Source organism: Bacillus sp. 491mf (assembly GCF_900112415.1).
Taxonomy (GTDB): Bacteria; Bacillota; Bacilli; order Bacillales; family Bacillaceae_G; genus Bacillus_A.
The window spans coordinates 20,616-46,067 of the sequence record NZ_FOLV01000007.1 but is presented as its reverse complement, the minus strand read 5'-3'; the positions used below and the strand labels follow the sequence as shown (position 1 = coordinate 46,067).

25 protein-coding genes and 2 other annotated features are annotated in these 25,452 nt (G+C 37.4%); of the genes, 2 read left to right on the top strand and 23 right to left on the bottom strand.

Annotated features, from left to right (window positions below):
• Window positions 1-39: 39 nt before the first annotated feature.
• From BM211_RS09335 to ytxC, 7 genes are all read right to left on the bottom strand, one after another.
• Entirely contained in the window at window positions 40-1,125 is a 1,086-nt protein-coding gene (locus BM211_RS09335) for a M42 family metallopeptidase (protein ID WP_035431725.1), read from the bottom strand.
• Window positions 1,126-1,195: 70 nt separating this feature from the next.
• The gene (locus tag BM211_RS09330; RefSeq protein ID WP_035431727.1) at window positions 1,196-1,687 is read right to left on the bottom strand and encodes a dUTP diphosphatase; all 492 of its coding nucleotides are present in this window, start codon (window positions 1,685-1,687) and stop codon (window positions 1,196-1,198) included.
• 663 nt (window positions 1,688-2,350) lie between these two features.
• Window positions 2,351-2,710, bottom strand: coding sequence for a 50S ribosomal protein L20 (gene rplT, locus BM211_RS09325; protein WP_035431729.1), 360 nt, complete (start codon window positions 2,708-2,710; stop codon window positions 2,351-2,353).
• A gap of 40 nt (window positions 2,711-2,750) precedes the next feature.
• Window positions 2,751-2,948 (bottom strand): 50S ribosomal protein L35, encoded by a 198-nt coding sequence (rpmI, locus tag BM211_RS09320; RefSeq protein WP_020060080.1) that lies wholly within the window; start codon window positions 2,946-2,948, stop codon window positions 2,751-2,753.
• Between the two features lie 21 nt (window positions 2,949-2,969).
• Window positions 2,970-3,473, bottom strand: coding sequence for a translation initiation factor IF-3 (gene infC, locus BM211_RS09315; RefSeq protein WP_020060081.1), 504 nt, complete (start codon window positions 3,471-3,473; stop codon window positions 2,970-2,972).
• 62 nt (window positions 3,474-3,535) lie between these two features.
• Window positions 3,536-3,654, bottom strand: a sequence feature (ribosomal protein L20 leader region).
• A 201-nt stretch (window positions 3,655-3,855) separates the two neighbouring features.
• Window positions 3,856-5,787, bottom strand: coding sequence for a threonine--tRNA ligase (gene thrS, locus BM211_RS09310; RefSeq protein ID WP_090996597.1), 1,932 nt, complete (start codon window positions 5,785-5,787; stop codon window positions 3,856-3,858).
• A 50-nt stretch (window positions 5,788-5,837) separates the two neighbouring features.
• Window positions 5,838-6,064, bottom strand: a binding site (T-box leader).
• Window positions 6,065-6,096: 32 nt separating this feature from the next.
• Window positions 6,097-6,978: a putative sporulation protein YtxC gene (gene ytxC, locus BM211_RS09305; protein ID WP_035431734.1), complete on the bottom strand. Its 882-nt coding sequence runs from the start codon at window positions 6,976-6,978 to the stop codon at window positions 6,097-6,099.
• Between the two features lie 149 nt (window positions 6,979-7,127).
• Between ytxC and BM211_RS09300 the strand changes: the two genes are divergently transcribed.
• Window positions 7,128-7,289, top strand: coding sequence for a DUF4177 domain-containing protein (locus tag BM211_RS09300; RefSeq protein WP_081904820.1), 162 nt, complete (start codon window positions 7,128-7,130; stop codon window positions 7,287-7,289).
• Window positions 7,290-7,317: 28 nt separating this feature from the next.
• On the opposite strand, the gene dnaI is transcribed toward BM211_RS09300, so the two are convergent.
• From dnaI to BM211_RS09245, 12 genes are all read right to left on the bottom strand, one after another.
• On the bottom strand, window positions 7,318-8,253 hold the full coding sequence (gene dnaI / locus BM211_RS09295) for a primosomal protein DnaI (protein WP_035431736.1): 936 nt from the start codon (window positions 8,251-8,253) through the stop codon (window positions 7,318-7,320).
• A gap of 29 nt (window positions 8,254-8,282) precedes the next feature.
• Window positions 8,283-9,671: a replication initiation and membrane attachment family protein gene (locus BM211_RS09290; protein ID WP_035431738.1), complete on the bottom strand. Its 1,389-nt coding sequence runs from the start codon at window positions 9,669-9,671 to the stop codon at window positions 8,283-8,285.
• Between the two features lie 80 nt (window positions 9,672-9,751).
• Window positions 9,752-10,213: a transcriptional regulator NrdR gene (gene nrdR, locus BM211_RS09285; protein ID WP_035431740.1), complete on the bottom strand. Its 462-nt coding sequence runs from the start codon at window positions 10,211-10,213 to the stop codon at window positions 9,752-9,754.
• Window positions 10,214-10,312: 99 nt separating this feature from the next.
• Window positions 10,313-10,495 carry a hypothetical protein gene (locus tag BM211_RS26725; RefSeq protein WP_218160796.1) on the bottom strand — a complete coding sequence of 61 codons (183 nt, stop codon included), beginning with the start codon at window positions 10,493-10,495 and terminating at the stop codon, window positions 10,313-10,315.
• 127 nt (window positions 10,496-10,622) lie between these two features.
• On the bottom strand, window positions 10,623-11,006 hold the full coding sequence (speD, locus tag BM211_RS09280) for an adenosylmethionine decarboxylase (RefSeq protein ID WP_177206909.1): 384 nt from the start codon (window positions 11,004-11,006) through the stop codon (window positions 10,623-10,625).
• Window positions 11,007-11,372: 366 nt separating this feature from the next.
• Window positions 11,373-12,401 (bottom strand): glyceraldehyde-3-phosphate dehydrogenase, encoded by a 1,029-nt coding sequence (locus tag BM211_RS09275; RefSeq protein ID WP_035431743.1) that lies wholly within the window; start codon window positions 12,399-12,401, stop codon window positions 11,373-11,375.
• A gap of 109 nt (window positions 12,402-12,510) precedes the next feature.
• Window positions 12,511-13,113 carry a dephospho-CoA kinase gene (gene coaE, locus BM211_RS09270; RefSeq protein ID WP_035431745.1) on the bottom strand — a complete coding sequence of 201 codons (603 nt, stop codon included), beginning with the start codon at window positions 13,111-13,113 and terminating at the stop codon, window positions 12,511-12,513.
• Window positions 13,114-13,161: 48 nt separating this feature from the next.
• Window positions 13,162-13,794, bottom strand: coding sequence for a sporulation membrane protein YtaF (gene ytaF, locus BM211_RS09265; RefSeq protein ID WP_035431747.1), 633 nt, complete (start codon window positions 13,792-13,794; stop codon window positions 13,162-13,164).
• A 122-nt stretch (window positions 13,795-13,916) separates the two neighbouring features.
• The gene (mutM, locus tag BM211_RS09260; protein ID WP_035431749.1) at window positions 13,917-14,747 is read right to left on the bottom strand and encodes a DNA-formamidopyrimidine glycosylase; all 831 of its coding nucleotides are present in this window, start codon (window positions 14,745-14,747) and stop codon (window positions 13,917-13,919) included.
• 12 nt (window positions 14,748-14,759) lie between these two features.
• Complete coding sequence (polA, locus tag BM211_RS09255) at window positions 14,760-17,393, bottom strand: DNA polymerase I (RefSeq protein WP_035431751.1); 2,634 nt, start codon at window positions 17,391-17,393, stop codon at window positions 14,760-14,762.
• A gap of 297 nt (window positions 17,394-17,690) precedes the next feature.
• Window positions 17,691-19,451 carry a two-component system histidine kinase PnpS gene (gene pnpS, locus BM211_RS09250; RefSeq protein ID WP_090996591.1) on the bottom strand — a complete coding sequence of 587 codons (1,761 nt, stop codon included), beginning with the start codon at window positions 19,449-19,451 and terminating at the stop codon, window positions 17,691-17,693.
• Window positions 19,444-20,160 (bottom strand): response regulator transcription factor, encoded by a 717-nt coding sequence (locus tag BM211_RS09245; RefSeq protein WP_035431755.1) that lies wholly within the window; start codon window positions 20,158-20,160, stop codon window positions 19,444-19,446. Before BM211_RS09245 ends, pnpS begins: the two co-directional genes overlap by 8 nt.
• A 451-nt stretch (window positions 20,161-20,611) precedes the next feature.
• On the opposite strand from BM211_RS09245, the gene BM211_RS09240 reads away from it, so the two are divergent.
• A complete protein-coding gene (locus tag BM211_RS09240; RefSeq protein WP_090996588.1) occupies window positions 20,612-20,935 on the top strand; it encodes a YnfA family protein in 324 nt (107 codons plus the stop codon).
• Window positions 20,936-20,983: 48 nt separating this feature from the next.
• On the opposite strand, the gene BM211_RS09235 is transcribed toward BM211_RS09240, so the two are convergent.
• The 4 genes from BM211_RS09235 to citZ all read right to left on the bottom strand — a co-directional run bounded on the left by BM211_RS09235 (window position 20,984) and on the right by citZ (window position 25,165).
• On the bottom strand, window positions 20,984-21,457 hold the full coding sequence (locus BM211_RS09235; protein WP_035431759.1) for a MaoC/PaaZ C-terminal domain-containing protein: 474 nt from the start codon (window positions 21,455-21,457) through the stop codon (window positions 20,984-20,986).
• A gap of 205 nt (window positions 21,458-21,662) precedes the next feature.
• Complete coding sequence (mdh, locus tag BM211_RS09230; RefSeq protein WP_035431762.1) at window positions 21,663-22,601, bottom strand: malate dehydrogenase; 939 nt, start codon at window positions 22,599-22,601, stop codon at window positions 21,663-21,665.
• Window positions 22,602-22,621: 20 nt separating this feature from the next.
• Window positions 22,622-23,914, bottom strand: coding sequence for an NADP-dependent isocitrate dehydrogenase (icd, locus tag BM211_RS09225; protein ID WP_035431764.1), 1,293 nt, complete (start codon window positions 23,912-23,914; stop codon window positions 22,622-22,624).
• Window positions 23,915-24,049: 135 nt separating this feature from the next.
• Window positions 24,050-25,165 (bottom strand): citrate synthase, encoded by a 1,116-nt coding sequence (gene citZ, locus BM211_RS09220; RefSeq protein WP_035431766.1) that lies wholly within the window; start codon window positions 25,163-25,165, stop codon window positions 24,050-24,052.
• Between the last annotated feature and the right edge of the window lie 287 nt (window positions 25,166-25,452).

Sequence of the window (25,452 nt, the reverse complement as noted above, 5' to 3'; positions counted from 1 at the left end):
AAAAAAGAGCGACAGGCTATCCTCTCGCTCTTTTTTGTATTAATCAAATGTAATGTTATGTACAGCCTCAGTATCAAGACGTTTCACAACTTCTACAATTAACTTCACTGTGTTTTCATAATCATCGCGATGTAACATTGCCGCATGGGAATGAATATAGCGAGTTGCAATAGTAATTGCCATTGCTGGAATACCGTCTACAGCAATATGAATTGCTCCTGCATCTGTTCCGCCGCCAGGAAGTGCATCGTATTGATATGGAATATTTAATTCATCTGCTACGCCAACAACGAAGTCACGAAGACCTTTATGTCCAACGATAGATGCATCATATAAAATAATTTGTGGGCCATCACCCATTTTTCCTTGCGCTTCTTTGTCGCTTACTCCTGGTGTATCACCAGCGATTCCAACATCTACTGCAAATGCGATATCAGGTTGAATATAATGTGCGGATGTTTTCGCTCCGCGAAGACCTACCTCTTCTTGTACAGTTCCAACACCGTATACAATATTTGGATGTTTTTCATCTTTCAATTGTTGTAACACATCGATTGCAATTGCACAGCCAATGCGGTTGTCCCATGCTTTCGCAAGTAACATTTTTTCATTTTTCATTACTTGGAATTCGAAATATGGTACAACTTGATCTCCTGGGCGTACGCCCCACTCCAGCGCTTCTTCTTTACTAGAAGCACCAATATCAATAAACATATCTTTAATATCAACTGGCTTTTTACGAACTTCAGCTGGTAAAATATGCGGTGGTTTTGAACCAATGACACCTGTTACATCACCTTTGCTCGTAACAATTGTTACACGCTGTGCTAACATAACTTGTGACCACCAGCCACCAACTGTTTGAAAGCGCAAGAACCCTTTATCATCAATTTGCGTAATCATAAAACCGACTTCATCTAAATGACCGGCTACCATAATTTTGGGACCATTGCCGTCACCAATTTTTTTCGCAACTAAGCTTCCTAAGTTATCTGTTGATACTTCATCAGCAAACGGTGCGATATATTTCTTCATTACTTCACGAGGCTCGCGTTCGTTTCCTGCAATCCCCCGTGCATCTGTTAGTTCTTTTAACATCGTCAAGGTCGCATCTAGTTTAGTCATTGGACAATGTCCTCCTTTTTTTCATCTCTTCAATTATACAAGAGCGATGAAGAATATTCAAAAAATTTCATTAATAACCTTCTGTTTGACGTTGATGATTTACTTCATTTTTATCTAAATATGCTTTCTCAATCTCTTCTTGTCCAAAATCAAGCGCTTGTCCTAAACGAAGGTAGCTCGTAAACAATTCAATGTAATTTGTAATAGATGGTTGCTCATTAAAACGAATTGCTTTCGCATATACATCTAAGAAAATTTCTACTTGCGTTTTATTTGTTAGTGCACATTTATAAAACAAGAAATTTTTATCGATTCCTAAATCGATTCCGATAGATAAAATAAAATGCAACCCATCTACGTATTCTTCTAGTACAACTTCACGCTCAGATGATGGCTTGTTACTCCAATATTTAAAGCAGCGTGTTTCATTTGCAAGTTCGCCAATTTCCACAAGCAGTGCTAGCATTTTTTCTTTTAATAATTTTTTCGGTTCTAAATTATGTTCTTTCGCAATACGATCATCTAATTCTTTTTGTAATTTAAATAGTTGTAGTAGATCCAAAACATACTCCTCCTTCAATATCGAATACACTCACTCGATATCGCTCCATTCTAATGGTAAATATAAACAAATAACCACGTTATATTCTTACATTATAACAGTGTCAGTTTCGTGTGAAAAGACAAGATTATCTAAAGTCAAGCACCCTTTTCGCAGCATATTTCATATCTATTTTTATTTTCCGACGTATAAAGTGAAACTTCCGTCAGTGGGGGTTTTCTTCATCCCCCACTGACGGTTAGTTGAACCAATCGGGCTTTTACGGGCAGTTATCCCCCCACCTATCTTCTTTGCTTCTCTCTGAATATTGAGGTGGGGGTCTTACCGCCCGTTAATGCTGGATAAATCGTTGCTATACAAAGTACAACATGACCCGTACTTACTGTCTTCCTTTGTTTGAAACCTCGCACGCGGCCAGATGCTCTCGCCTCTCCAAAACAGATGTCGTATTTTAAATTTCCTTGTATATAAATAAACATAAAAAGCCAGAGAACCTCTCCGACTTTTTATGTTTATTCTTTTATATTATTGAAATTTTTATGCTCAAACACGGCCATTAATCTTTCCTTCTTCCATTTCAGCAATTGTATCGTTCATTTTATGAAGGTGACGCGATTCAATAAAAAAATCCTTAGGAGCAATGTCCTAAGGATTTATCAACAATTAGTTGTTTAATGCAGTTTTAGCAGCTGTTGCTAATTCAGCGAAAGCTTTTGCATCGTGAACAGCTAGGTCAGCAAGCATTTTGCGGTTTACTTCGATACCAGCAAGCTTAAGACCGTTCATTAAACGGCTGTAAGAAAGACCGTTCATACGAGCAGCTGCGTTAATACGAGTGATCCATAATTTACGGAAGTCACGTTTCTTTTGACGACGGTCACGGAAAGCATACATTAAAGATTTCATTACTTGTTGGTTAGCAACTTTGTATAATGTATGTTTAGAACCGTAGTAACCTTTTGCTAATTTAATAATTTTTTTACGACGTTTACGAGTAACCGTACCACCTTTTACTCTTGGCATATTATTTCCCTCCTAGATATCTATCTGAACAAAATATGAATTACATGTTGTCAAGCATTTGACGAATACGTTTGAAGTCACCAGCGCTTACTACACCAGCTTTACGTAATTTACGTTTAGCTTTTGTAGATTTGTTAGCGAATAAGTGGCTTGTGTAAGCGTGAGAACGCTTTAGTTTACCAGATCCTGTTTTTTTGAAACGCTTTGCAGCGCCGCGGTGAGTTTTCTGTTTAGGCATAGTGATTTCCTCCTCTATTAATTACTTATCATTTTTCGGTGCTAAAACTAAGAACATACTGCGTCCTTCCATTTTTGGCTTAGATTCAATTGTACTAACTTCAGCACAAGCTTCAGAGAAGCGATCTAAAACACGTTGACCGATTTCTTTATGAGTAATGGCACGACCTTTAAAGCGAATAGACGCTTTAACTTTGTCGCCTTTCTCCAAGAATTTAATAGCATTACGAAGTTTTGTGTTAAAGTCATGTTCATCAATTGTTGGACTTAAACGAACTTCTTTCATACTAATGATTTTTTGATTTTTACGCTGCTCTTTTTCTTTCTTTTGTTGCTCAAAGCGGAATTTTCCGTAGTCCATAATACGGCATACTGGTGGTTTCGCATTTGGAGCAACTAATACTAAATCAAGATTTACGTTTGCAGCCATATCTAATGCTTCTTGACGAGACTTAATTCCAAGTTGATCACCATTTGCACCAACTAAACGTACTTCACGTGCACGAATTTGCTCGTTAATCATCATGTCCTTGCTAATAGTAAGCCACCTCCAAGGTTTTATGGGAATACGTCTTGGGAAGGAAGAACCCAAACAAAAAAGTGCGGGCATACAACACCCACACTTATAATATCTCTAATAAGAAATACTTACCTGCCAACTGCTTTCGCGTCAATCAGGTGAGAAGCGGGTGCTTCTACTTGTTCCACAAATCCGTATTCTATTATCCTTGATGATTTTACCATAGGACATAATGCCTGTCAAGAAGCTCTACTTCTTAAGTAACAACAAAAAATATTGTAACAAACAAAATGAATACATGCAATAGTTTTTTATACAAAGCAGCCTTTGGTTCTTATTGCCAAATGGAAACGCACAAAAAAAGCCGCGGACAAGCCGCGACTTTTTCTTATCGTTTTCCTTCAACTTTAATTAAGTCAACGAAAGCATCTAATGAAATTGTTTCTGATTTTTGTTCACCATATTTACGAACGTTTACACCAGTTTCAGCAACTTCATTGTCACCTACTACAAGCATATATGGAATTTTTTGCATTTGCGCCTCACGGATTTTGTAACCAATTTTCTCGTCACGAGTATCCACTTCAACACGAATGCCAGCACGTTGTAATTCTTCTTGTACTTTCTTCGCATAGTCTAAATGTACTTGCGGAGAAACTGGAATTACTTGTACTTGAACTGGTGCTAACCAAGTCGGGAATGCACCTTTGTACTCTTCTATTAAGAAGGCAACAAAGCGTTCCATAGTTGATACTACACCGCGGTGAATAACAACCGGACGATGTTGCTTACCATCTTCACCGATGTAAGTTAACTCAAAGCGTTCTGGAAGTAAGAAGTCTAATTGTATAGTTGAAAGTGTTTCGTCTTTACCAAGCGCAGTACGAACTTGCACGTCAAGTTTTGGACCGTAGAATGCCGCTTCACCTTCTGCTTCATAGTAATCAAGACCCATTTCATCCATAGCTTCTTTTAACATTGATTGTGCTTTTTCCCACATTTCATCGTCATCAAAATACTTTTCAGTATCTTCTGGATCACGATAAGATAAACGGAATGAATAATCTTCTAAATCGAAGTCTTTGTATACTTCTAAAGTTAAGTTTACAACGCGTTTGAATTCTTCCTTAATTTGGTCTGGACGAACGAAAATGTGCGCATCATTTAAAGTCATTCCGCGTACACGTTGTAATCCAGATAGCGCACCAGACATTTCATAACGGTGCATTGTTCCAAGCTCCGCAATACGGATTGGTAATTCACGATAGCTGTGGATATCGTTTCTGTACACCATCATATGGTGAGGACAGTTCATCGGACGAAGTACTAATTCCTCATTATCCATTTCCATTGATGGGAACATGCCATCGCGGTAGTGATTCCAGTGACCAGAAGTTTCATAAAGCTCTCGGCTTCCTAATACTGGAGTATATACGTGGTCGTATCCTAAGCTTACTTCTTTATCAACAATGTAACGCTCAATAATACGGCGGATTGTTGCACCTTTTGGTAACCAAAGTGGTAAGCCTTGCCCTACTTTTTGACTATTTGTGAATAGTTTTAACTCTTTACCTAATTTACGGTGGTCACGCTCTTTCGCTTCTTCAAGCATACGTAAATGCTCATCTAATTCTGCTTTTTTCACGAATGCAGTACCGTAAATACGTTGCAACATTTTATTGTCGCTATCGCCGCGCCAGTAAGCACCAGCAACGCTTAACAGTTTAAATACTTTAATTTTACCTGTAGATGGAAGGTGAATACCGCGACAAAGGTCAAAGAATTCGCCTTGTTCATAAATTGAAATAACCGCATCTTCTGGAAGATCGTTAATAAGTTCTAATTTTAGTTCATCGCCAATTTCTTCGTAACGACGAAGTGCTTCCGCACGTGGTACTTCATGACGAACGATTTCTAAGTTCTCGTTCACAATCTTTTGCATTTCTTTTTCGATTTTCGGAAAATCTTCAACTGTAATTGCTTCTTCCATATCGATATCATAGTAGAAGCCGTTTTCAATTACAGGACCAATTCCAAGCTTCACATCTTTATATAGGCGCTTTAGTGCTTGCGCTAATAAGTGAGCTGTTGAGTGGCGTAAAATGTATAGCCCATCTTCAGAATCTAATGTAACGATAGAGATTGCACCATCTTGCTCAATCGGTGTAAGTAAGTCTATCATTTCCTCATTTAATTTCCCTGCAATCGCTTTTTTCTTTAAGCCAGGGCTAATAGAAGCAGCAATGTCTTCTGTTGTTGTTCCTTTTGGAAACTCCTTCACAGCTCCGTCTGGAAATGTAATTTTTACTACATCTGCCATCTTTAGTCACTCCTTTTTTATAATCAAAATAAAAAACACCCATCCCTATAAAAAGGGACGAGTGTTGAATTCGTGGTTCCACCCTTGTTCCAGCTAACATATCGTTAACTGCTCAAGTTCATGATAACGGCACTTGCCGTCAGCAATTACTAGACATTCGTTCACTGCTGAAGTTCAGAGGTGGTAAGTAATAATCTCGTATTAAGAAGCTCACAGCCCAAGGCTTCTCTCTCTGGGAATCGTAGATAACTACTCATGTCCTCATCGTAACATTTCGATGTATTTTCGTTTATGTACGTAATTATATGCTCAAAAATTTAGAAAATCAAGGGCGTTCCCTTTATTTTTAAATTTTTTCACATTCTTTTCAAATTCATGAAGCGTATATAACTGCACTCTCTCTTGAAAGACGTTTTGAATCGTTACAATCATATTATGATCTTGTTCTTTCGCATACAGATGAATTTTTTTAGGCGCGATCGACAGAAGCGGTGCCATAACATTCGGATCAATGTATACATCTTTTTGAGAGAGCAATTCTTCTTCTATATACTGAACAAGTTTTTCTTGTTTTAAACGTTGCCACTTTTCATCATAAAAGATACAACTATCATTAAACACGAGATGCAAACAAGATAAACGTGATTTTCGGCTGCTTACTTGTTGGCGAAGTGTTTCTACGAACATTTGATACTCTTGTTCTAACTTATATTCATCGATCGCCAACTCTGCCGTTCGATATAAAAATTCATTGTATTTTCTCAAGCGAAAACGAATATATGCGCCAAACGAAAAAGACATCGTATCATGCATCCAGCCTTGCAAAGAAGATTGCACCAATGCTCTCCCACTTTCCTTTGAAGGTGCATCTATTAATCCTTTTCGTTTTCCTTTTAATATAGAATGCGCCATATGTAAAATTTGGGTTCGTTCTTCTCGCTCTTTAAAATAAAATTTATCTTTTAAAATTGCGCTAATCCATTCATCTTGTTTTGTGTTGATAATATGTTGCATAAATACAGGAATAACTACTTTATCAATATATCGCGACTCTTGTATCGGTATATGAATAATTACCATTTGTTCGTACAAGTAGATGCTTATTTCTTCATATATATGATCTGTCCTTTTTTTTAGTTCTTTATATATAACAATAGCATCATTTTTTTCTTCGAAGCAGATTTCAATCAATTGTACCCCCCCTTTTATAATTCTTGCTATTTCCATATATATTAGGGAGATGTACAAAAAATGATACAAGCTAATATGAATTTTTTATATTCACAAGCTATTTTTACTGTATAATTTTACTAAAAAGGTTGTAAAAGGAGCGATACCATATGTACGAATACAAATTTGTAAAAATCGAACTAAAATCAGGTCTAATGGCATCCAAACCAAAAGAAGGTTGGCGTTTCGTACAAATTTTCGCTCCTAGTACAGCAGGGACTGGATCCGCTGCATATTTCGAACTTATTTTTGAACGAAAACAAACTATATAAAAAAAAGAGCAAGCTCACTGCTTGCTCTTTACGTATGACGGCGGTTTTTCCCGCCAATTGGAATCGGCTTTGCTAAATATTTAATACGCTCCATAATACGGGCTGCTTTCATTTCTTCTTCTTCTCCGCGCTGTGTATACGTTAAATGATGCTCGAGTTGTTTAAAATCAAAGTTAGATGTGAAGAACGTCGGTAAGTTCTCCAGCATGCGGAACTGTAAAATCGCTCCAAGTACATCATCGCGCACAAAGCTCGACATCGCTTCCGCTCCAATATCATCTAACATGAGCACCGGAACATGTTTGACCGCATCAATTTTTTCGCTAATCGTATTATTTTGCAATGAGCTTTTAATTTCTCGTAAAAATTCCGGCAAATATACGATCATGGAGCTGACCTTACGCTCTGCTAGTTCATTTGCAATCGCCCCTAAAACAAATGTTTTCCCAACACCAAACGGTCCATAAAAATATAATGCTTGCACTTTTTTTCCTTGTTCGTATTCACTTAAAAATTCATTTGCAGCTCGAATTGCTTCAAACCTCTCTCTATCTGACAAATCAAGAGAAGCCATAGAAGCCTGCAAAATATCTTTTGGCATATAAATGCTTTGAATAAGTTTTTCCTGCTTTTTCCGCTCATCGTAAGCCACTTTTCTCACGCAGCGATCGTATTGAATATCAATCATCTTTCCTTGAATAATAAGCTTCGGTTCGTATCCTTGAATCATATTTTTACATGATTCTAAGTTTGGGCAATCTTTACATCCAACACTTTGCCCAATGTACTCATATAGCTTCACAAGACTGCGTTCAAGCATCGATGTTGTTACTTCACCTTGATGTTCTTCTATAAATGCTTTCACACGCGGATGCGCCATTACTTCTTCTTTTAATACTTCATATCTATTCTTAAAATTTTCATTTTGCATTAACTTCGCAAATGTATTTTGAATTGGTTCCATTTCTTCACCTCAAAAGGAGCTCGTCTTTGTTAGTTTCTCTTATATTTTTTCAGCTCTTCCTCTAACTTTTTACGCTCTTCTTCTAGTTTTCCCTGCTCTTCACTACGATGTGATGGCTCGCTATCTTCTGTTTGTTCCTTTAACCAGTCTGGTACAAGTTCTTTACGAACCGTTTTCTTCGTTGTCTTTCCTTTTTTCTTTGTTTCTGCCCATTCTTGATATTGACGATTTTCCTCTTTCGCAAGCCCCATCGCTTCCGTTACGGTTGTAATTTTTTTACGGGCCCAGTGTCCGGCAATTTTCTCTACATACGATTTCGCTAACTTCATATCCGAACGAAGCATGACATAATAAATAAGGACATTGACAACACCTGGTGTTAACTTCTGATTCAACATCACATCTTCAATAATTTGCAAATCAGCCTTCGTCGGCTCAGCCCCGCCTGAAATTTCTTTTAATAACTCTCTTGGTGAAATTTCCTCTAACTGTTTAATCAGCATCTCTTCTTGTGTTGTCGGTTCTTTCTCCTTCATCGTCCGCGCATGCAATGGCTGCGTCCGCTCACTAAACTTAGGAAGTGCCTGTCCATTCTCAAATTGGTACCAATCACGTGCACCTTTTCGCAATCGTTCCATATCAATTGTATTATGCTCCGTAACAGCACCAAGAACAATATTTTGCATGGATAACGGATCAATGCCGTATACGTAAGCTAATATAATCACACATTCACGCATCTGATCCGTGATTGCTTTACGCGGCACAAGCGCTGATAATCCTTCTACAAATAAAGAAAAATCAAAGAAATCATTCCAAATTTGAGGCGCATTCCCCTCCGCCCTGCTCGGCATCACAGTTGCATTTGGTATAATAAGTTCTTCCTTGGCATGCTCAACTTGTCCTGGATTAAAAGAACCAAACACATCATTAAAAGATCGTGTTGCATTTTCATATGAAGAAAAGTCAAATTCTTCTTCTAAGAAATATTGCTTCACTTGATTATATTTCGACTTACTTAAGCGGTTATATAAGAAAATACTTAATACAATATCATCAAAAAATTGCTTTGGCATAAGTGGTGGCTGTAACTCATAAATAAACATGCGAATATCTTTTTCTCTTTTCACATACACATTTAAAAGTCCAATCGCCTCTAGCTTTAGACGTTCTTCATAAATCTCTGGGAGCTGCATTTGCATTGTTACCATAATAGAATGGTGTGTATTTTCTCTTCCAAATAAACGGTCCTGCTCTAACTCGCCCCATAATGTCATATATAGACTAAAAGCTTTACTGCCAATAAGTGGCTGATATAACATTGTCAGCACTTTACGATCATAGTTGCTGAGCAGCCCTCTTGCACTTACTTTATAACGGTCAATTGGCAACAGTTCCATCCATGACTGTCTTTCCATCCTTGCAAATCCTTTCTGTCATCCATTCTTATTATCATTATGAGTGAAAAAAGAGCTAATAGCTTACGCTTCTAGCTCTTTTATTTTCGTTCTTTTTGAAGAATATCTTTCAACTCTTCAATAAATACGTTCAAATCTTTAAATTGTCGGTAAACAGATGCAAAACGTACATATGCAACATCATCAATATCACGAAGCGCTTCCATGACCATTTCACCAATCATATCGCTTTGTACTTCTGACATTCCTAAGTTACGTAATTCCCGTTCTACATGTTGTGTGATTTCTTCTAATTGTTTTAACGTTACAGGTCGCTTTTCACACGCTTTAATTAAACCACGCAAAATTTTCTCTTTGTTAAATTCTTCTCGCGTCCCTTCTTTCTTTACAACAATGAGCGGTGGCTCTTCGACACGTTCAAATGTGGTAAAGCGACTGAAACAACTTTCGCACTCTCTTCTTCTGCGAATTGATCGTCCTTCGTCAACTGGACGTGAATCCAATACTTTCGTACCATTGTGAAAACAGGATGGACAACGCAATCCATTCACTCCTTTACAATTTAATTTTATCTTAACAAAACTAAAACATTTTAAACAATAATTTTCTCTTCAATATTATAAACACTCAATTACATGCACTTATGTATAAACAAATTTCTTCTTATTATAATATATAAATCCAACTTGATTTTTCAACACAGAGATTACTGCTATGCAGAATACAACATGCCCGCTACTGGCCTGCTCCTTTTGTTTAAAACCTGGCATGTGGCAGAAGAAGGCAAAGGCCGCTTCTATGCATAGCCAGATGCTCTCGTCCATCTAAAAAGAAAGGGTTTTTTACGTCGTTGTTTCAAGTTGTATTTATATAGATAGGTGATAACACAATATAAACTAAAAAGAGGTGCATTATACACCTCTTTACATTTTAAATCAATTATCTTCTTTTTTAAAGAGCTTTTGTTTCTCTTTGCTTAATTTCGAAGCTACCTGTACCGCGAGGAAGTTCAATACTTTCTCTCGTTTTTGCTCCTAAACCTTCAGCGATGTACTCCGCAGCAACATTTGGATCAATGCGATCCCCACAAGTATAAACATCAATACTTGCATAACCATGCTCCGGAAAGCTGTGAATTGTTAAGTGAGACTCAGAAATAATTACAACTCCACTTACACCTTGTGGTGCAAATTTGTGGAAAGCAACCTCACGTACTTCAGCGCCTGCTCGAAGTGCTGCATCCACAAATAACCTTTCAATATAAGGCATATCATTAAGCTTGTCGAAATCGCAATCCCAAAGTTCCGCAATTACGTGACGACCCATAGTATCCATAGTATCCATTCTACAGTTCCCCCTCATTGATTTAATTTAACTGTTCGAATTGAAAACTAATTTGCAATTTGGTTTGCTCCACTACCACGGGGGAAAGTTAGTCCAGAGAGGTCCTAACCCTTTAAGTAGTGACTACGTACCTCAGCTCTTAAGTTTACGAATGTTAGTATACTTTGTTTATTTTCATTTTGCAACATCAGTTTTTTATTTTTTCAGATGATACTTTTTCTTTTATTTTCCTCCAAAAAGAGAAAAGACTCAAAACCACAGTAATCATAGCTGTTCTAGGTGATTTACACAGAAAAAATATGTAATATTTTTCTATTACAAAAAAGGACAGGCTAACGCCTGCCCTTTTCTCATCTATTAAATATGTTGTACGTTTTCTTGTTTCGCGAATTGATCTACAACAAGCTTTACAAGGTCTACAACACGACGAGAATAACCCCATTCGTTATCGTACCAAGCAAGTACTTTTACTTTTCGCTCGCCCATTACCATTGTAGATAAACCATCAATGATTGCAGAATGCGTATTTGTGTTAAAGTCTATAGAAACAAGCGGTTCATCGCTAAATGCGACAATTCCTTTTAATGCACCGCTAGCAACATTCATAAATGCTTCATTAATCTCTTCCACTGTTACGTCGCGTTTTACATCTACAACTAAGTCAACAAGAGATACATTTGGTGTCGGAACGCGAAGTGCCATGCCATGAAGTTTCCCATTTAAATGTGGAAGAACTTTCGCTAACGCTTTCGCAGCACCTGTCGTCGTTGGAATGATAGACTGGCCGCATGCGCGCGCTCTGCGTAAATCTTTATGTGGATTATCAATATTTTTTTGGTCATTTGTGTATGCATGAACTGTTGTCATTAAACCGTTTTCAATTCCAAACTGCTCATCTAACACCTTTACAACAGGCGCTAAACAGTTTGTTGTGCAAGATGCATTTGAAATAACGATATGTTTTGTAATATCAAGTTGTTCGTCGTTCACACCAACAACAATTGTTACATCTTCATCTTTTCCTGGTGCAGTTAAAATAACGTTTTTCGCACCAGCTTCTACGTGAAGACTTGCTTTTTCTTTAGAATTAAATTTACCCGTCGCTTCAATTACAACGTCTACTTCTAATTCTTTCCAAGGCAATTCTTTTGGATCGCGGTTGTTTAAAAGGCGAATCATTTTACCATCTACTAATAAATGATCTTCAAACGCTTCTACTGTACCATCGAATTTACCGTGAACTGTGTCATATTTAATTAAATGTGCTAACGTTTCAGATGGATAGCTCGCATTAATCGCTACAATTTCGAATGCGCTTTCTTTTACTGCCTGACGAAACACCATTCTCCCAATACGTCCAAATCCATTAATTGCCACACGAATCATAATATGTTATCCCCCTTGATTGCGTTATACTATTTCTCTCAAATCCCAATAATAGTATAACACAAAAAGCGGATATGTCACTAAACAATTTCATCATTTTTCAATTTTTTTATTTAATAATGTTCCATTCCTTTAAAATGTTGCTTAATTGTGCTTTCGTTTCTTCGATTGTGCCATTATTATTAATCACTTTATCTGCTAATGCTATTTTCTCTTGCAATGGCATTTGCGAAGCAATTCGTGCTTTCGCCTCTTCTTCTGTAAAAAGATTACGTTCCATCAACCTTGTAATCTGCGTTTCATTGTCCACATAAACAAGTAAAATTTGATCGACAAGACTTGTTAATTTACTCTCAAATAAAAGCGGAATATCGAGCACAACCGCTTGCGTATTTTCTCTTATGTATCTATCCTTTTGCGCATTCATTTCCTTTCGTACAGCTGGGTGCACAATATTATTTAACAGCAAGCGTTTTTCTTCATTATGGAATACAATGCTGCCAAGTTTCGGGCGATTTAACTCCCCGTTTTCCTCAAGCACTTCTTTTCCGAACGCTTTTACAATTTCGTTATACGCTTCCTTACCAGGCTCCACAACTTCTCTTGCAATAATATCTGCATCAATGACTTGGATGTGAAAACCTTGAAACATTTTTGATACTGTACTTTTCCCACTGGCAATGCCGCCTGTTAATCCAATTACAACTGTCATCATAATCCCCCTTATAATAAGAGACGTGAAACAATTGTTTCACGTCTCTTACATTTTCCAAATTCCAATAATAATAAGTAATACACCTGGTAAAAACGTGAATTTTTGTAACCATCGCATATTTGATAATATTGTCCCTACTTTCATTCCGCAGAATAAAAATAGCGAGCTCATTACTGCAACCAATCCCGCCATCATGAACGGAGAATATCCAAGTAAAGATGCCCCAATCCCAGCTCCAAATGAATCTAACGAAAGTGCCATACCAAGGAGAAGCGCTTCTACTCCAGAAATGACCCCAGACTTATCAAAATCAGCAACAGTCGGTTTTCGTAAAATTTGAATGACAAGACCAAGAGACGCAATTTCTAAGTTCCATACTTTTTCTTCTTGCAACGCATCCTCTTTTTTATCACTTTGAAAAAATTGATACAACACCCACGCACCGATTACGACAAGAACGAATCCGCCAATTCTTTTCGCTAGCACCGGTGAAAAAATTTGAGCAATCATATGTCCGATTCCCATTGAGAGTATCATCACAACAGCTGAACAAATCCCAATTACGATAATTGACTTCAGTGGAATCCGAACATTCCGAAGCCCGTACGTGAGCCCTACACTACAGCTATCTAAACTTAACGTAAAAGCTAATAAAATAAGAGAGAAATAATGATACATCGATAAGCTCCTTCCCTATACATAGCTTTGCTTATATATATGACAGAAGCCTATCCGATGTTATTGTGAAAAATATAATGATGCTGCCGTAAGTAAATATTTTTTACAACTGCTTCAGTTGTTTAACTTTTCGGCTGGCAAGCCGGACAATAATGTGTACCACGTCCGCCAACAACTGTTTTTTCCAGTAAAGTGCCGCATGTTACACACGGCTCACCTTTTCTCCCATATACGTAAAGACGCTCTTGAAATGAACCGATCTTTCCTTGTGAATTCACATACGTACGAATCGTACTTCCACCGCGCTCTACTGCTTCAGTTAACGTAGCCACAATTTCTTCATACAACGTTTCAAATTCTTTATCTGTTAAAGAAGACGCTTCTCGCTCTGGATGAATACGCGAACGAAATAACACTTCGTCTACATATATATTACCGAGGCCGACTAAAATACGTTGATCGAGCAAAGCAACTTTTACTTTCCGAGCCGTTTTTTGCAATTTTTCTTGTAAATACGCTGGTGTTAACTCAGTTGAAAAAGGCTCAGGCCCTAAATCAGCAAGCGGCATAGCTGTAAACTCCGTACCCTTTTTGAATAGGTGCATCGTACCGAATTTCCGTACATCTTTGTAACGAAGTTCCGTTTCATCTGTAAAACGAAAGCGGACATGTGTATGCTTATCAACTGGATCATCACTATCGCTAAGCATATACTTCCCTTCCATTCGCAAATGAGACACAATGACATAACGGGTTACATATATAAGAAGAAACTTGCCGCGGCGTCTGACCTCTTCAATCGTTTCGCCGCGCAGCATCTCTTTGAAAAGTTCGGCGTCATCTGGTTCTTTCACCAATTTCGGATATGTTACAATCACTTCTTCAATCGTCTTTCCGTTAACGAGCTGTTCTAGCGTTCGCCTGACATTTTCAACCTCTGGTAATTCTGGCATACTATCACTTCCTTACTTTGCGTCATACCATGTTGGACCGTATGAATAATCAACCTTCAATGGAACGGTAAGCTCAATCGCATGCTCCATAACTTCAGGTACAAGTTTCTCTAACTTCTCTACCTCTTCTTGCGGCACTTCAAAAATAAGTTCATCGTGCACTTGCAGAAGAAGACGTGCTTGTAATCCTTCTTCTTCTAATCGATCCGCCATAATAATCATCGCTTTTTTAATAATATCAGCGGCACTTCCTTGAATAGGTGTATTCATTGCAGTCCGCTCTGCAAAGCCACGCACATTAAAATTACGACTCGTAATTTCCGGGATATAACGACGGCGATTTAGCAATGTCGATACATAGCCTTTTTGTTTCGCATCTTGCACAATATCACTCATGTACTCTTTAACTCCCGGAAAACTTTCTAAATACTTTTGAATGAACTCAGCTGCTGCTTTTCGTGTAATACCTAGGTTTTGCGATAAACCATAGTCACTAATTCCGTATACAATCCCGAAGTTTACCGCTTTCGCTTGACGTCTCATATTAGAGGTTACATCTTCCTTTTCAACGCCAAACACATCCATCGCTGTTTTTGTGTGAATATCCATATCGTGTTGGAACGCTTCAATTAAACCGTGATCTTTAGAAATATGAGCTAATACACGTAATTCGATTTGAGAATAATCCGCCGCAAACATCACCCAATCTGTTTCTGACGGAATAAACGCTTGACGTATTTTTCTTCCTTCCTCTAAACGAATCGGAATGTTTTGTAAGTTAGGTTCCGTTGAGCTTAAACGCCCAGTTTGTGTTAACACTTGGTTAAAGCGCGTATGGATTTTAGACGAATCTGTATACACCACTTTTAACAAACCTTCGATGTACGTGGAATTTAATTTTCCTAACTGACGATAATGTAAAATTTTCGGGATAATTTCATGATGCTCCATTAATTTTTCTAACACATCAGCCGATGTAGAATAGCCTGTTTTTGTCTTCTTGATAACCGGTAAGTTTAACGTTTCAAATAAGATAACACCAAGCTGCTTCGGTGAATTAATATTGAATTCTGTTCCTGCCAGCTCATAAATTTCTTCTTCCATTTTCTTAAGCTGCGTAGCCAGTTCATCCCCCATAGCGCGGAGACGATTCGTATCAACTGCAACGCCCTTACATTCCATATCAGCTAATACGCGGCAAAGCGGCATTTCCAGTTCAGTAAATAATTCGTACTGCTCATTATTTTTTAGCTCTTCAGCAAACGATTGCTGTACGTCATATAACACATGTACTTTTCGCGCTACGTGTTCTGCGACAACTTCCTGCTCTGGTACAGCGCGTTTTGCACCTTTTCCGTACACTTCTTCATCTGACTGCACAGCATGCATATCCTTCATTTTCGCAACAGCGCGGAAATCTTTATCTGTTTCTGCTGGATCAAGTAAATATGCTGCAATTAATAAATCAAAGTCGATCCCCTTAATTTCATAGCCTTTCCATTTTAACGAAACAATTGCACGCTTTGCGTCAAATGTATACTTCTTCATTTCTGGATTCGCTAACCAGTCTGTAAAAGCTTGTGATGATAAAGCAATATCAGCCGGCACAAAGTAACATCCATTTTCGTTCTGAATACCAAACCCTTGAATATCCGCTTCGTGATAATTATCTTCTTGCACTTCTACAATGATTGCGCTATCCTGCTGCAACATTTCCTCCGTTACTTCTTCTACAATTTCAAATGAAATATCATCCAAATCAGCTGCAGGTGTTTCGGCAACCGGTGCGCCTAACTTCGTTAAGAGAGAATGGAACCCTAAGTTCTCAAACATCGGGATTACATCACTATTTTCATATCCGTTATAAGCAATATCTTCCACATGAATTGTAACTGGTGCATCGGTAATAATTGTTGCTAATTCTTTACTCATCAGCGCTTGCTCTTTATTCTCTTCCAGCTTCTCTTTTAATTTCTTACCGCTCACTTTGTCTAAGTTTTCATATACAGCCTCTACTGTTTCAAATTGTGTTAACAATTTAATAGCTGTCTTCTCACCAACACCAGGGACACCCGGGATATTATCTGATTGATCTCCCATTAGTCCTTTCATATCAATAATTTGTTTTGGTGATAAGCTGTATTTTTCAAATAACGTTTCTTTCGTATACTCATCTACTTCCGTAATTCCTTTACGTGGAATACAAACGCGCGTATTGTCTGAAACAAGTTGAAGCAAATCTTTATCTCCTGAAATCACTTTTACTTCAATACCTTGTTCACTCGCTTCTGTTGCCAATGTTCCCATAATGTCATCCGCTTCGTAGTTCTCTAATTCATAGCGCGGCACATGAAATGCATCTAACAATTCACGAATGAAGGGAAACTGCTCTGATAACTCGGGCGGCGTTTTTTGGCGACCGCCTTTATATTCGCTAAATGTTTTATGACGAAACGTTGTTTTCCCCGCATCAAACGCAACAAGCATATGTGTTGGTTTTTCCTCTTCTAAAATTCTCATAAGCATCATCGTAAAACCATAAATGGCATTTGTATGTATCCCTTTATCGTTATTTAAAAGCGGCAACGCAAAGAAAGCGCGATACGCAATATTATTTCCATCAACTAAAACAACTTTCTTTTCCAAATGGAACAACCTCCCCGTAAAAAATGTAAACGATTTCTCCATACAATAGAAAAAAACCGTTCCTCTTCTTCTCTCTATATTACCACGACTGGAAGAGAGAAGAAAAACAACAGCTTTCTTTATAACTATATTCAACATAATAAGTGGGAATAATTTTACGTTGCAAAAGGGAAGTGACGAGAATAAGCTTCCTTATTCTCGTCCCAAATTACTCCTTGGATGAAGGGGTTTTCATATATTATAGTAACAGAGCTTTATTAATACAAAATGAAGCTATTGTTAATATAATGTAAATATCTATTTCATATACTTTTGAAGAGTAACAGTAAATGTCGTTCCAACCCCAATCTTACTTTCTACAGTAATCATCCCATGATGCGCTTCAACTAAATGTTTCACAATCGATAATCCAAGTCCTGTACCACCCGTATTACGACTGCGCGCTTTATCAACACGGTAAAAACGTTCAAAAATACGAGGAATCTCCTCTTTTTCGATTCCAATTCCTGTATCGGACACTTTTATATATACGTTTTGGCTATCTTGAGAAGCCGTAACAGAAACAGTTCCCCCAGCTGGTGTATATAAAATTGCGTTATTCATTAAATTAATAAAAACTTGTTTTAACCGCACCGCATCTCCTATGACAGAAACATATTCATTTACATCAACATGCAAACAAATGTCTTTATCGGCAGTTTTATTATTTAATATCATCCCAACTTCTTCTAGTAGCTCTTTTAAGTCGACAACACCTATATTTAATTGAAACCCTTGTTGCTCAATTTTCGATAAATCAAGTAAGTCTTCAATTAACGCTTGCATTCGGTCGCTTTCTTTCAAAATAATATGTAAGAAGTGCTCACGAAACTGCTGGTTTTCCATCGCTCCATCAAGTAATGTTTCTGAAAATCCTTTAATAGAAGTAATTGGCGTTTTCAATTCATGCGAAACATTTGCTAAGAAATCTTTACGCATTTGCTCAAGCTTCTTCAGTTCCGTAATATCATGGAAAACAAGGATAATTCCTTTCCACTCATGGTTCGTTCCAATAATAGGGGCACCGTACACTTCAAAATGTTTTCTTTCAATTTCAAGAGGCAATAACATTTGTTTGCGTACTTTAACCTCTGTCATAAAAATCTCTTCTACGAGTTCAACAATTTCTTTATGTATAAATGCCTGATAATATAAACATTGCAAATACTCTTCATCTGTTACATGGAAAATCTCTTTATAAGAGCGGTTTACAAGGCTAATATAACCACGGCTATCAATTAAAATCATACCGCTTCCCATATTTTCAATAAGTGTATGCAACCGATCTTGCTGCATTTCTTGTTCTAATGTCATCTCTTGTAAATTGCGTGCTAAAACGTTCATTGCTTTACTGAGCATTCCCGTCTCGTCTGAATGATTTTCATAAGCACGCGCTTTATAATTCCCTTTCGCTAATTCAATCGCAACTTTTGTAACAGACTCAATCGGCCGAATATAATGTGCTGTAATTTTCATACCAAGAAATATAACAACGAGACAAGAACTAATAAAGCCAACAATTAACAAGCCCCACATTTTCGGATGTACATTTTTCAAAGATTCCATAGAAGCGTTAATAATAAGATACCCTTTCTTCCCCTGTGTATCTTGAATAAACGTCGCATAATGGTAAGGGTATTTATCATTTGTCTCCTTCAGCACAACTGTATGAGGTTGTTTTCTTGCTTCAAGAAGAAGTTCTTCTATCCCTTCTTTCTGCAGAACCGTCTGCTCTTTTACAGTATTATATTGAGCTTGTTTTTGTTCATCTAGAAACGTTACGTATAAATCGAAATGCTCTTCTATTTTCGAAAATACATTTGGATTCTTTAAAACATGATCAATTCCTTCCGCCTCAACGACAGAAGCAATGTACTTTGTTTCTTTCTCCATTCTCTCATGGACATGATCAACATAAAATCCTTCAAATACTTTTTCAATCAATATCCCTGTCCCAACAACAATAAGGACAACGAGAGAAATAAACGTAAGGAGAAGCCTCGAGCGAAACTTATTCATTTCCCTTTGGCTCCTCCAATTTATAACCTAATCCGCGGATTGTTTTAATATAAGTTGGTTTCTTTGTGTTTTTTTCGATTTTATCTCGCAAGTGACTAATGTGAACATCAACAATACGTGTATCACCGGCAAAGTCATAATTCCACACGGCACTTAAAAGCTGATCACGCGTTAACACGCGGCCTTTATGTTTCGCTAAATATACGAGTAATTCAAATTCTTTTGGCGTTAGTTCTAACTTGTCCCCTTTAAAATATGCTTCATAAAAATCTGGTAAGATTCTTAATTCAGCAATGATCATACTATTTTCATCTTCTACTTCCGGAACTTGTTCATCTTGAATTTTCGTACGGCGCAAAATCGCTTTTACACGCGCAACTACTTCTCTTGGACTAAACGGCTTTGTCATGTAATCATCCGCTCCAAGCTCAAGGCCTAATACTTTATCAAATTCGTCATCTTTTGCAGTTAACATTAAAATAGGGGTCATTATACGCCCTAGACGCAGTTCTTTACAAACTTCCATGCCATCCATCTTCGGAAGCATTAAATCTAATATAATGAGATCAGGACGCTCTGTCTGCGCTTTATGTAGCGCTGTTTCTCCATCCATCGCTGTTATGACCTCAAAACCCGACTGTTGCAGGTTAAACTCTATTAAAGTTAAAATAAACTCCTCATCGTCTACGACCAAAATTCGATTACTCATTCTATTCCTCCAAGTTATAGGATCTAACCCTTCCTCACCCTAGTATCCTTCCCCGATATTTCCATCATACTAGAAAACAAAACCCCTCTCAACACAATTGTGCTGTGAAAAATGCGACTTTATTCCTTACTCCATAAACAGTTCCCTACTGACTACTGCTTTACTATATGTTACCCTTATACAAGAAAATATGAATATGCATGTTATATATAAATTTAAAAACCAATGTTATTCTCAAAAGTAGAGAGCATCTAGCGGAGTAATCGCGATTCTTTTTCTTACAAAAAGGAAAGGCGATTCCGTATTGACTTGCACGCGGCAGGAAAGGGCACTGACCGCTCCTATACATAGCCAGCCCCTCTCGCCTATTTAAAAAAATGCTTTTCTGGTGGTTTTTCATAGAGTGACTGAGTAGTTTCTTTAGATTTATATAGAATAGAAAGGAGTTTATATGTTTAAAGCATTTATTATCTTTTTCCTTGCAGGGCTTGCTGAAATTAGCGGCGGTTACCTCATTTGGAAATGGCTACGAGAAGGCGGTTCTATTGGAATTGGAATCATCGGAGGAGTTATTTTATTTTTATATGGTATTATCGCTACGTTCCAAGTATTCTCTAGCTTCGGAAGAGTGTATGCAGCTTATGGCGGCGTATTTATTGTCATGAGTTTGTTGTGGGGCTGGTGGGTTGATAAAAAAACTCCCGACTTATTTGACTGGGCTGGAGCTTCAGTTTGTATCGTTGGCGTATTTATTATGTTATGGCCGCGCGGGTAAAAAACGAAAGCTGTCCTAAAAGCACTACTTTTAGGACAGCTTCTTTTATTAAAAATTATCAAGCGCTCTTTCAAATATCGTCGTTAATTGATGCGGTGGTGCTACCGTTAGTAACCCTTTTATTACTTCGTCTTCCTGCTCATTGTATGCAATCATTTGCATTTCAATTAAATGATTTTCTGGAAAAACAGAAACAACTTCAAAATGAATTTGCAACGTTGCATAGTGATATACAGGCCTTACAAATTCGATTTCTTGTTTTACAACGTGACTTCCTGGACCAGGTAAGTATTTTGTAACTGCAGTTGTAATAATCCCTGTTAACATAATAGTCGGTACAATTGGTTTTTCATATGGAGTTTGGGATGCGTAATCATGCTGAATATATAATGGATTCGAATCATTCGTTAATCCTAAATATAATAACAAATCTTTGTCTTCTATTTTCTCTGTAACGGATAACTTTTCTCCTACTGTAATTTCATCCATTTTACGACCTAATTTGCTTCTTTTCTTTAACATGATACAATCCCTCCGATCGATATTTTCATTATCCTACTCGAAGTGATATACTATACAAATCTTTATAATGACGAGAGAACATTCGCTACAAGTCTATGTGTTATAGTGTAGGATCCTTTTTTGTTAACGCTTTCAAATTATTTTACAAAAACATCCTTCTAATAGTGGAAAAAGATTCGGGAGACCCGAATCTTTTTCTTTCTATTTATGCAAGAACTTTCATTACACTGCGTACAGATTCTGCTGAACGATCTAATCCTTCTTTTTCTTCCGGAAGAAGATCTAATTCAATAATCTGTTCAATTCCATTACCACCAAGGATAATTGGAACACCTAAGTAAAGATCGCTATAGCCATATTCTCCTTCGAGATATGCAATAGCTGGTAATACACGGCGCTGATCTTTTAAGATTGCCTCAGCCATCTCTACTAAAGAAGCAGCTGGTGCATAGTATGCACTACCGTTTCCTAATAGATTTACAATTTCTCCGCCACCTTTACGAGTGCGTTCCACAATCGCATCTAAGCGTTTTTTAGGAATTAATGTTTCAAGCGGAATACCACCTGCATAAGAATAACGAACAAGCGGCACCATCTCATCACCATGTCCACCAAGAACAAATCCTGTAATATCTTTTACAGACATATTTAATTCTTGTGCAATAAATGTACGGAAACGAGCTGTATCTAATACACCAGATTGACCGATAACACGCTCTTTCGGGAATCCAGCTTCCTTAAATACAGAATATGTCATTGCATCAACTGGATTTGTTAATACAATAATAATTGTATTCGGAGAATATTTTGCAATTTCCCGCGTTACACTTTTCATAATTTTAGAGTTTGTCGCTACTAAGTCATCACGGCTCATACCTGGTTTACGAGCAATACCTGCTGTAATAATTACAACATCAGAATCAACTGTATCTGCGTAATCAGATGTACCAATAATGTTAGCATCGAAACCTTGTACAGGGCTTGCTTCTAACATATCTAACGCTTTCCCTTTTGTTGGATTTTCAAGTTGTGGAATGTCCACTAATACAACGTCTGCTAATTCTTTTTGTGCTAATAAGAATGCTGCTGTTGCTCCTGTAAATCCTGCACCGATGACTGAAACTTTTTTGCGTTTGATTGTCATAATTTTTCCCCCACTTTAAATTATGCGTTTTTAATAACCGCTGCATCCATATTGTTAATTAGGGCGTCAGCAAATTCGGAACATTTCACTTCAGTTGCACCTTCCATAAGGCGTGCGAAGTCATATGTTACTACTTTTGAAGCAATCGTTTTTTCTACAGAATTAGTAATTAAATTCGCTGCTTCATTCCATCCTAAATGTTCTAACATCAATACTCCTGAAAGAAGAACTGAAGATGGATTTACTTTATCTAAACCTGCATATTTTGGAGCTGTACCATGTGTTGCTTCAAAAATAGCATGTCCAGTAACGTAGTTAATGTTAGCACCCGGTGCAATACCGATACCGCCAACTTGTGCTGCAAGTGCATCAGAAATATAATCACCATTTAAGTTCATTGTTGCTACAACGTCGAACTCGCGTGGACGCGTTAAGATTTGTTGTAAGAAAATATCTGCAATTGAATCTTTTACAATGATTTTTCTAGCCGCTTCTGCGTCTGCCATCGCTTTATTCGCAGCATCTTTTCCGTCTTTTTCAACAATGCGATCATATTCAGCCCAAGTAAATACTTTGTCGCCAAATTCTTGTTCTGCTACTTCATAACCCCAGTTTTTGAAAGCACCTTCTGTAAATTTCATAATGTTACCTTTATGAACTAATGTAACAGAAGAACGTTTTTCATTAATTGCGTATTGAATTGCAGCGCGAACAAGACGCTTTGTACCTTCTTCAGAAATTGGTTTAATACCAAGTCCAGAAGTTTCTGGGAAACGGATTTTCTTTACACCCATTTCACTTTGTAAAAATGCAAGAAGCTTTTGAACCTCTTCAGAACCTTGCGCATATTCAATACCAGCGTAGATATCTTCCGTATTTTCACGGAAAATAACCATATCAGTATCTTCTGGACGCTTAATAGGAGAAGGAACTCCATCAAAATAGCGAACAGGACGTAAACATACGTATAAGTCTAATTCTTGACGAAGCGCTACGTTTAAAGAACGAATTCCGCCACCAACAGGAGTTGTTAACGGTCCTTTAATTGCGATTAAATATTCGCGAATCAATTCTAACGTTTCTTCTGGTAACCACTCACCTGTTTGATTAAATGCTTTTTCCCCTGCAAGCACTTCTTTCCAAACAATTTTCTTTTCACCGTTATATGCTTTTTCAACAGCCGCCTCTAACACACGAGATGCCGCCGCCCAAATATCCGGTCCAATTCCATCTCCTTCAATAAAAGGAATAATTGGATTGTTAGGTACATTCATAACACCATTCGTTACGGTAATTTTTTCTCCTGTAGTCACTGCGATTACCCCCATGTTTGAAATTTCATATGTAAGAAACTGAGGGATAAATCCCTCAGTTCAAACCACAAGTTAATTTTAAATATTCCAATCATTATATCTTTACGAAAAAGTCAGACTTATGAAGACACATTATTATCTTTGTCCGATTGGTACATAGCGTTGGTTAATCGGACCAGTATAATCTGCGCGTGGACGAATGAGGCGGTTATTTTCATATTGTTCTAGAATATGAGCTAACCAACCAGACATACGGCTGACTGCAAAAATTGGTGTAAATAAATCATGATCAATTCCTAAGCAATGGTACACAGATGCAGAATAAAAATCTACATTTGGTGGAAGCTGTTTTGTTGAAGTTACAAGCTCCTCAATTTTGATAGACATATTATACCACTTCTCTTGTCCTGTTAGCACGCATAATCGCTTAGACATTTCACGTAAATGTTTTGCACGTGGATCACCATTGCGGTATACGCGATGACCAAAGCCCATAATTTTCACTTTATTCTCAAGTGCATTATGAATATATGATTCTACATTTTCTTCTTCACCAATTTCCATTAGCATCTTCATTACGTTTTCATTTGCTCCGCCATGAAGTGGTCCTTTTAAAGCACCGATTGCTGCTGTAATACCGGAATATACATCAGAAAGTGTAGCTACACAAACACGTGCTGTGAAAGTAGATGCATTTAACTCATGATCCGCATGAAGTACAAGCGCCTTATCAAACGCCTCAATCTCAACTTCATTTGGCTCACGATCATTTAACATATATAAGAAGTTTGCAGCTAATGATAAATCTTTACGAGGCTCGACAACTGGTAACCCCTTGCGAATTCTCGCAAATGCTGCAACAAGAGTTGCAACTTGCGCCTGCAATTTAACCGCTTTCAAATAATTAGACGCTTCATCCATTAATTCAGCATCCGCATCATACAATGATAACATGGAAATTGCTGTACGTAAAACAGACATTGGATGCGCAATTGTTAAATTTGTGCCTTTTAAATATTCCAAAATATCTTTTGGAACTGCTGCATGCTCAGCTAACTGTGTTTTTAATTCCTCTAATTCCACTTCATTTGGAAGTTTGCGTTGCCATAATAAATAGATAACCTCTTCAAATGTAGCATTTTCAGCCAAATCATCAATATTATATCCCACATAAGTTAATGTATCATCAATAATAGAACTTACAGATGATGTTGTTGCTACTACCCCTTCTAATCCTCGAATAACAGTCATTATAATCTCCCCTTTTCTTCGAAATTTCTCCCTAGCCCTATATTTTGTCTCAATAAAATGTGTGTTTCACCGTTCAAGAAAGTGAATGAGCACCCGTTCACCTCTTGAACATGTGAAATACACTATGGCACAATCATTACCATTTTTACATCTATCTATCGCTCCATGCCTTGTAGCACGGACGTGAGTTTCTCCCCGAACCCCCACGCCACAAACGATACATAGTGAGGAAATATAATTTCGGAGAGCTTATCTATAAAAATAACATAAAATAATATTAACAAAAT

Excerpts from the sequence above, each read along its gene's own strand:
- BM211_RS09335 (WP_035431725.1), bottom strand. The coding sequence starts at position 1,125 with ATGACTAAACTAGATGCGACCTTGACGATGTTAAAAGAACTAACAGAT.
- rplT (WP_035431729.1), bottom strand. The coding sequence starts at position 2,710 with ATGCCAAGAGTAAAAGGTGGTACGGTTACTCGTAAACGTCGTAAAAAA.
- rpmI (WP_020060080.1), bottom strand. The coding sequence starts at position 2,948 with ATGCCTAAACAGAAAACTCACCGCGGCGCTGCAAAGCGTTTCAAAAAA.
- infC (WP_020060081.1), bottom strand. The coding sequence starts at position 3,473 with ATGATGATTAACGAGCAAATTCGTGCACGTGAAGTACGTTTAGTTGGT.
- thrS (WP_090996597.1), bottom strand. The coding sequence starts at position 5,787 with ATGGCAGATGTAGTAAAAATTACATTTCCAGACGGAGCTGTGAAGGAG.
- BM211_RS09300 (WP_081904820.1), top strand. The coding sequence starts at position 7,128 with ATGTACGAATACAAATTTGTAAAAATCGAACTAAAATCAGGTCTAATG.
- dnaI (WP_035431736.1), bottom strand. The coding sequence starts at position 8,253 with ATGGAACCAATTCAAAATACATTTGCGAAGTTAATGCAAAATGAAAAT.
- BM211_RS09290 (WP_035431738.1), bottom strand. The coding sequence starts at position 9,671 with ATGGAAAGACAGTCATGGATGGAACTGTTGCCAATTGACCGTTATAAA.
- BM211_RS26725 (WP_218160796.1), bottom strand. The coding sequence starts at position 10,495 with ATGGACGAGAGCATCTGGCTATGCATAGAAGCGGCCTTTGCCTTCTTC.
- speD (WP_177206909.1), bottom strand. The coding sequence starts at position 11,006 with ATGGATACTATGGGTCGTCACGTAATTGCGGAACTTTGGGATTGCGAT.
- BM211_RS09275 (WP_035431743.1), bottom strand. The coding sequence starts at position 12,401 with ATGATTCGTGTGGCAATTAATGGATTTGGACGTATTGGGAGAATGGTG.
- coaE (WP_035431745.1), bottom strand. The coding sequence starts at position 13,113 with ATGACAGTTGTAATTGGATTAACAGGCGGCATTGCCAGTGGGAAAAGT.
- ytaF (WP_035431747.1), bottom strand. The coding sequence starts at position 13,794 with ATGTATCATTATTTCTCTCTTATTTTATTAGCTTTTACGTTAAGTTTA.
- mutM (WP_035431749.1), bottom strand. The coding sequence starts at position 14,747 with ATGCCAGAATTACCAGAGGTTGAAAATGTCAGGCGAACGCTAGAACAG.
- pnpS (WP_090996591.1), bottom strand. The coding sequence starts at position 19,451 with ATGAATAAGTTTCGCTCGAGGCTTCTCCTTACGTTTATTTCTCTCGTT.
- BM211_RS09245 (WP_035431755.1), bottom strand. The coding sequence starts at position 20,160 with ATGAGTAATCGAATTTTGGTCGTAGACGATGAGGAGTTTATTTTAACT.
- BM211_RS09240 (WP_090996588.1), top strand. The coding sequence starts at position 20,612 with ATGTTTAAAGCATTTATTATCTTTTTCCTTGCAGGGCTTGCTGAAATT.
- BM211_RS09235 (WP_035431759.1), bottom strand. The coding sequence starts at position 21,457 with ATGTTAAAGAAAAGAAGCAAATTAGGTCGTAAAATGGATGAAATTACA.
- mdh (WP_035431762.1), bottom strand. The coding sequence starts at position 22,601 with ATGACAATCAAACGCAAAAAAGTTTCAGTCATCGGTGCAGGATTTACA.
- citZ (WP_035431766.1), bottom strand. The coding sequence starts at position 25,165 with ATGACTGTTATTCGAGGATTAGAAGGGGTAGTAGCAACAACATCATCT.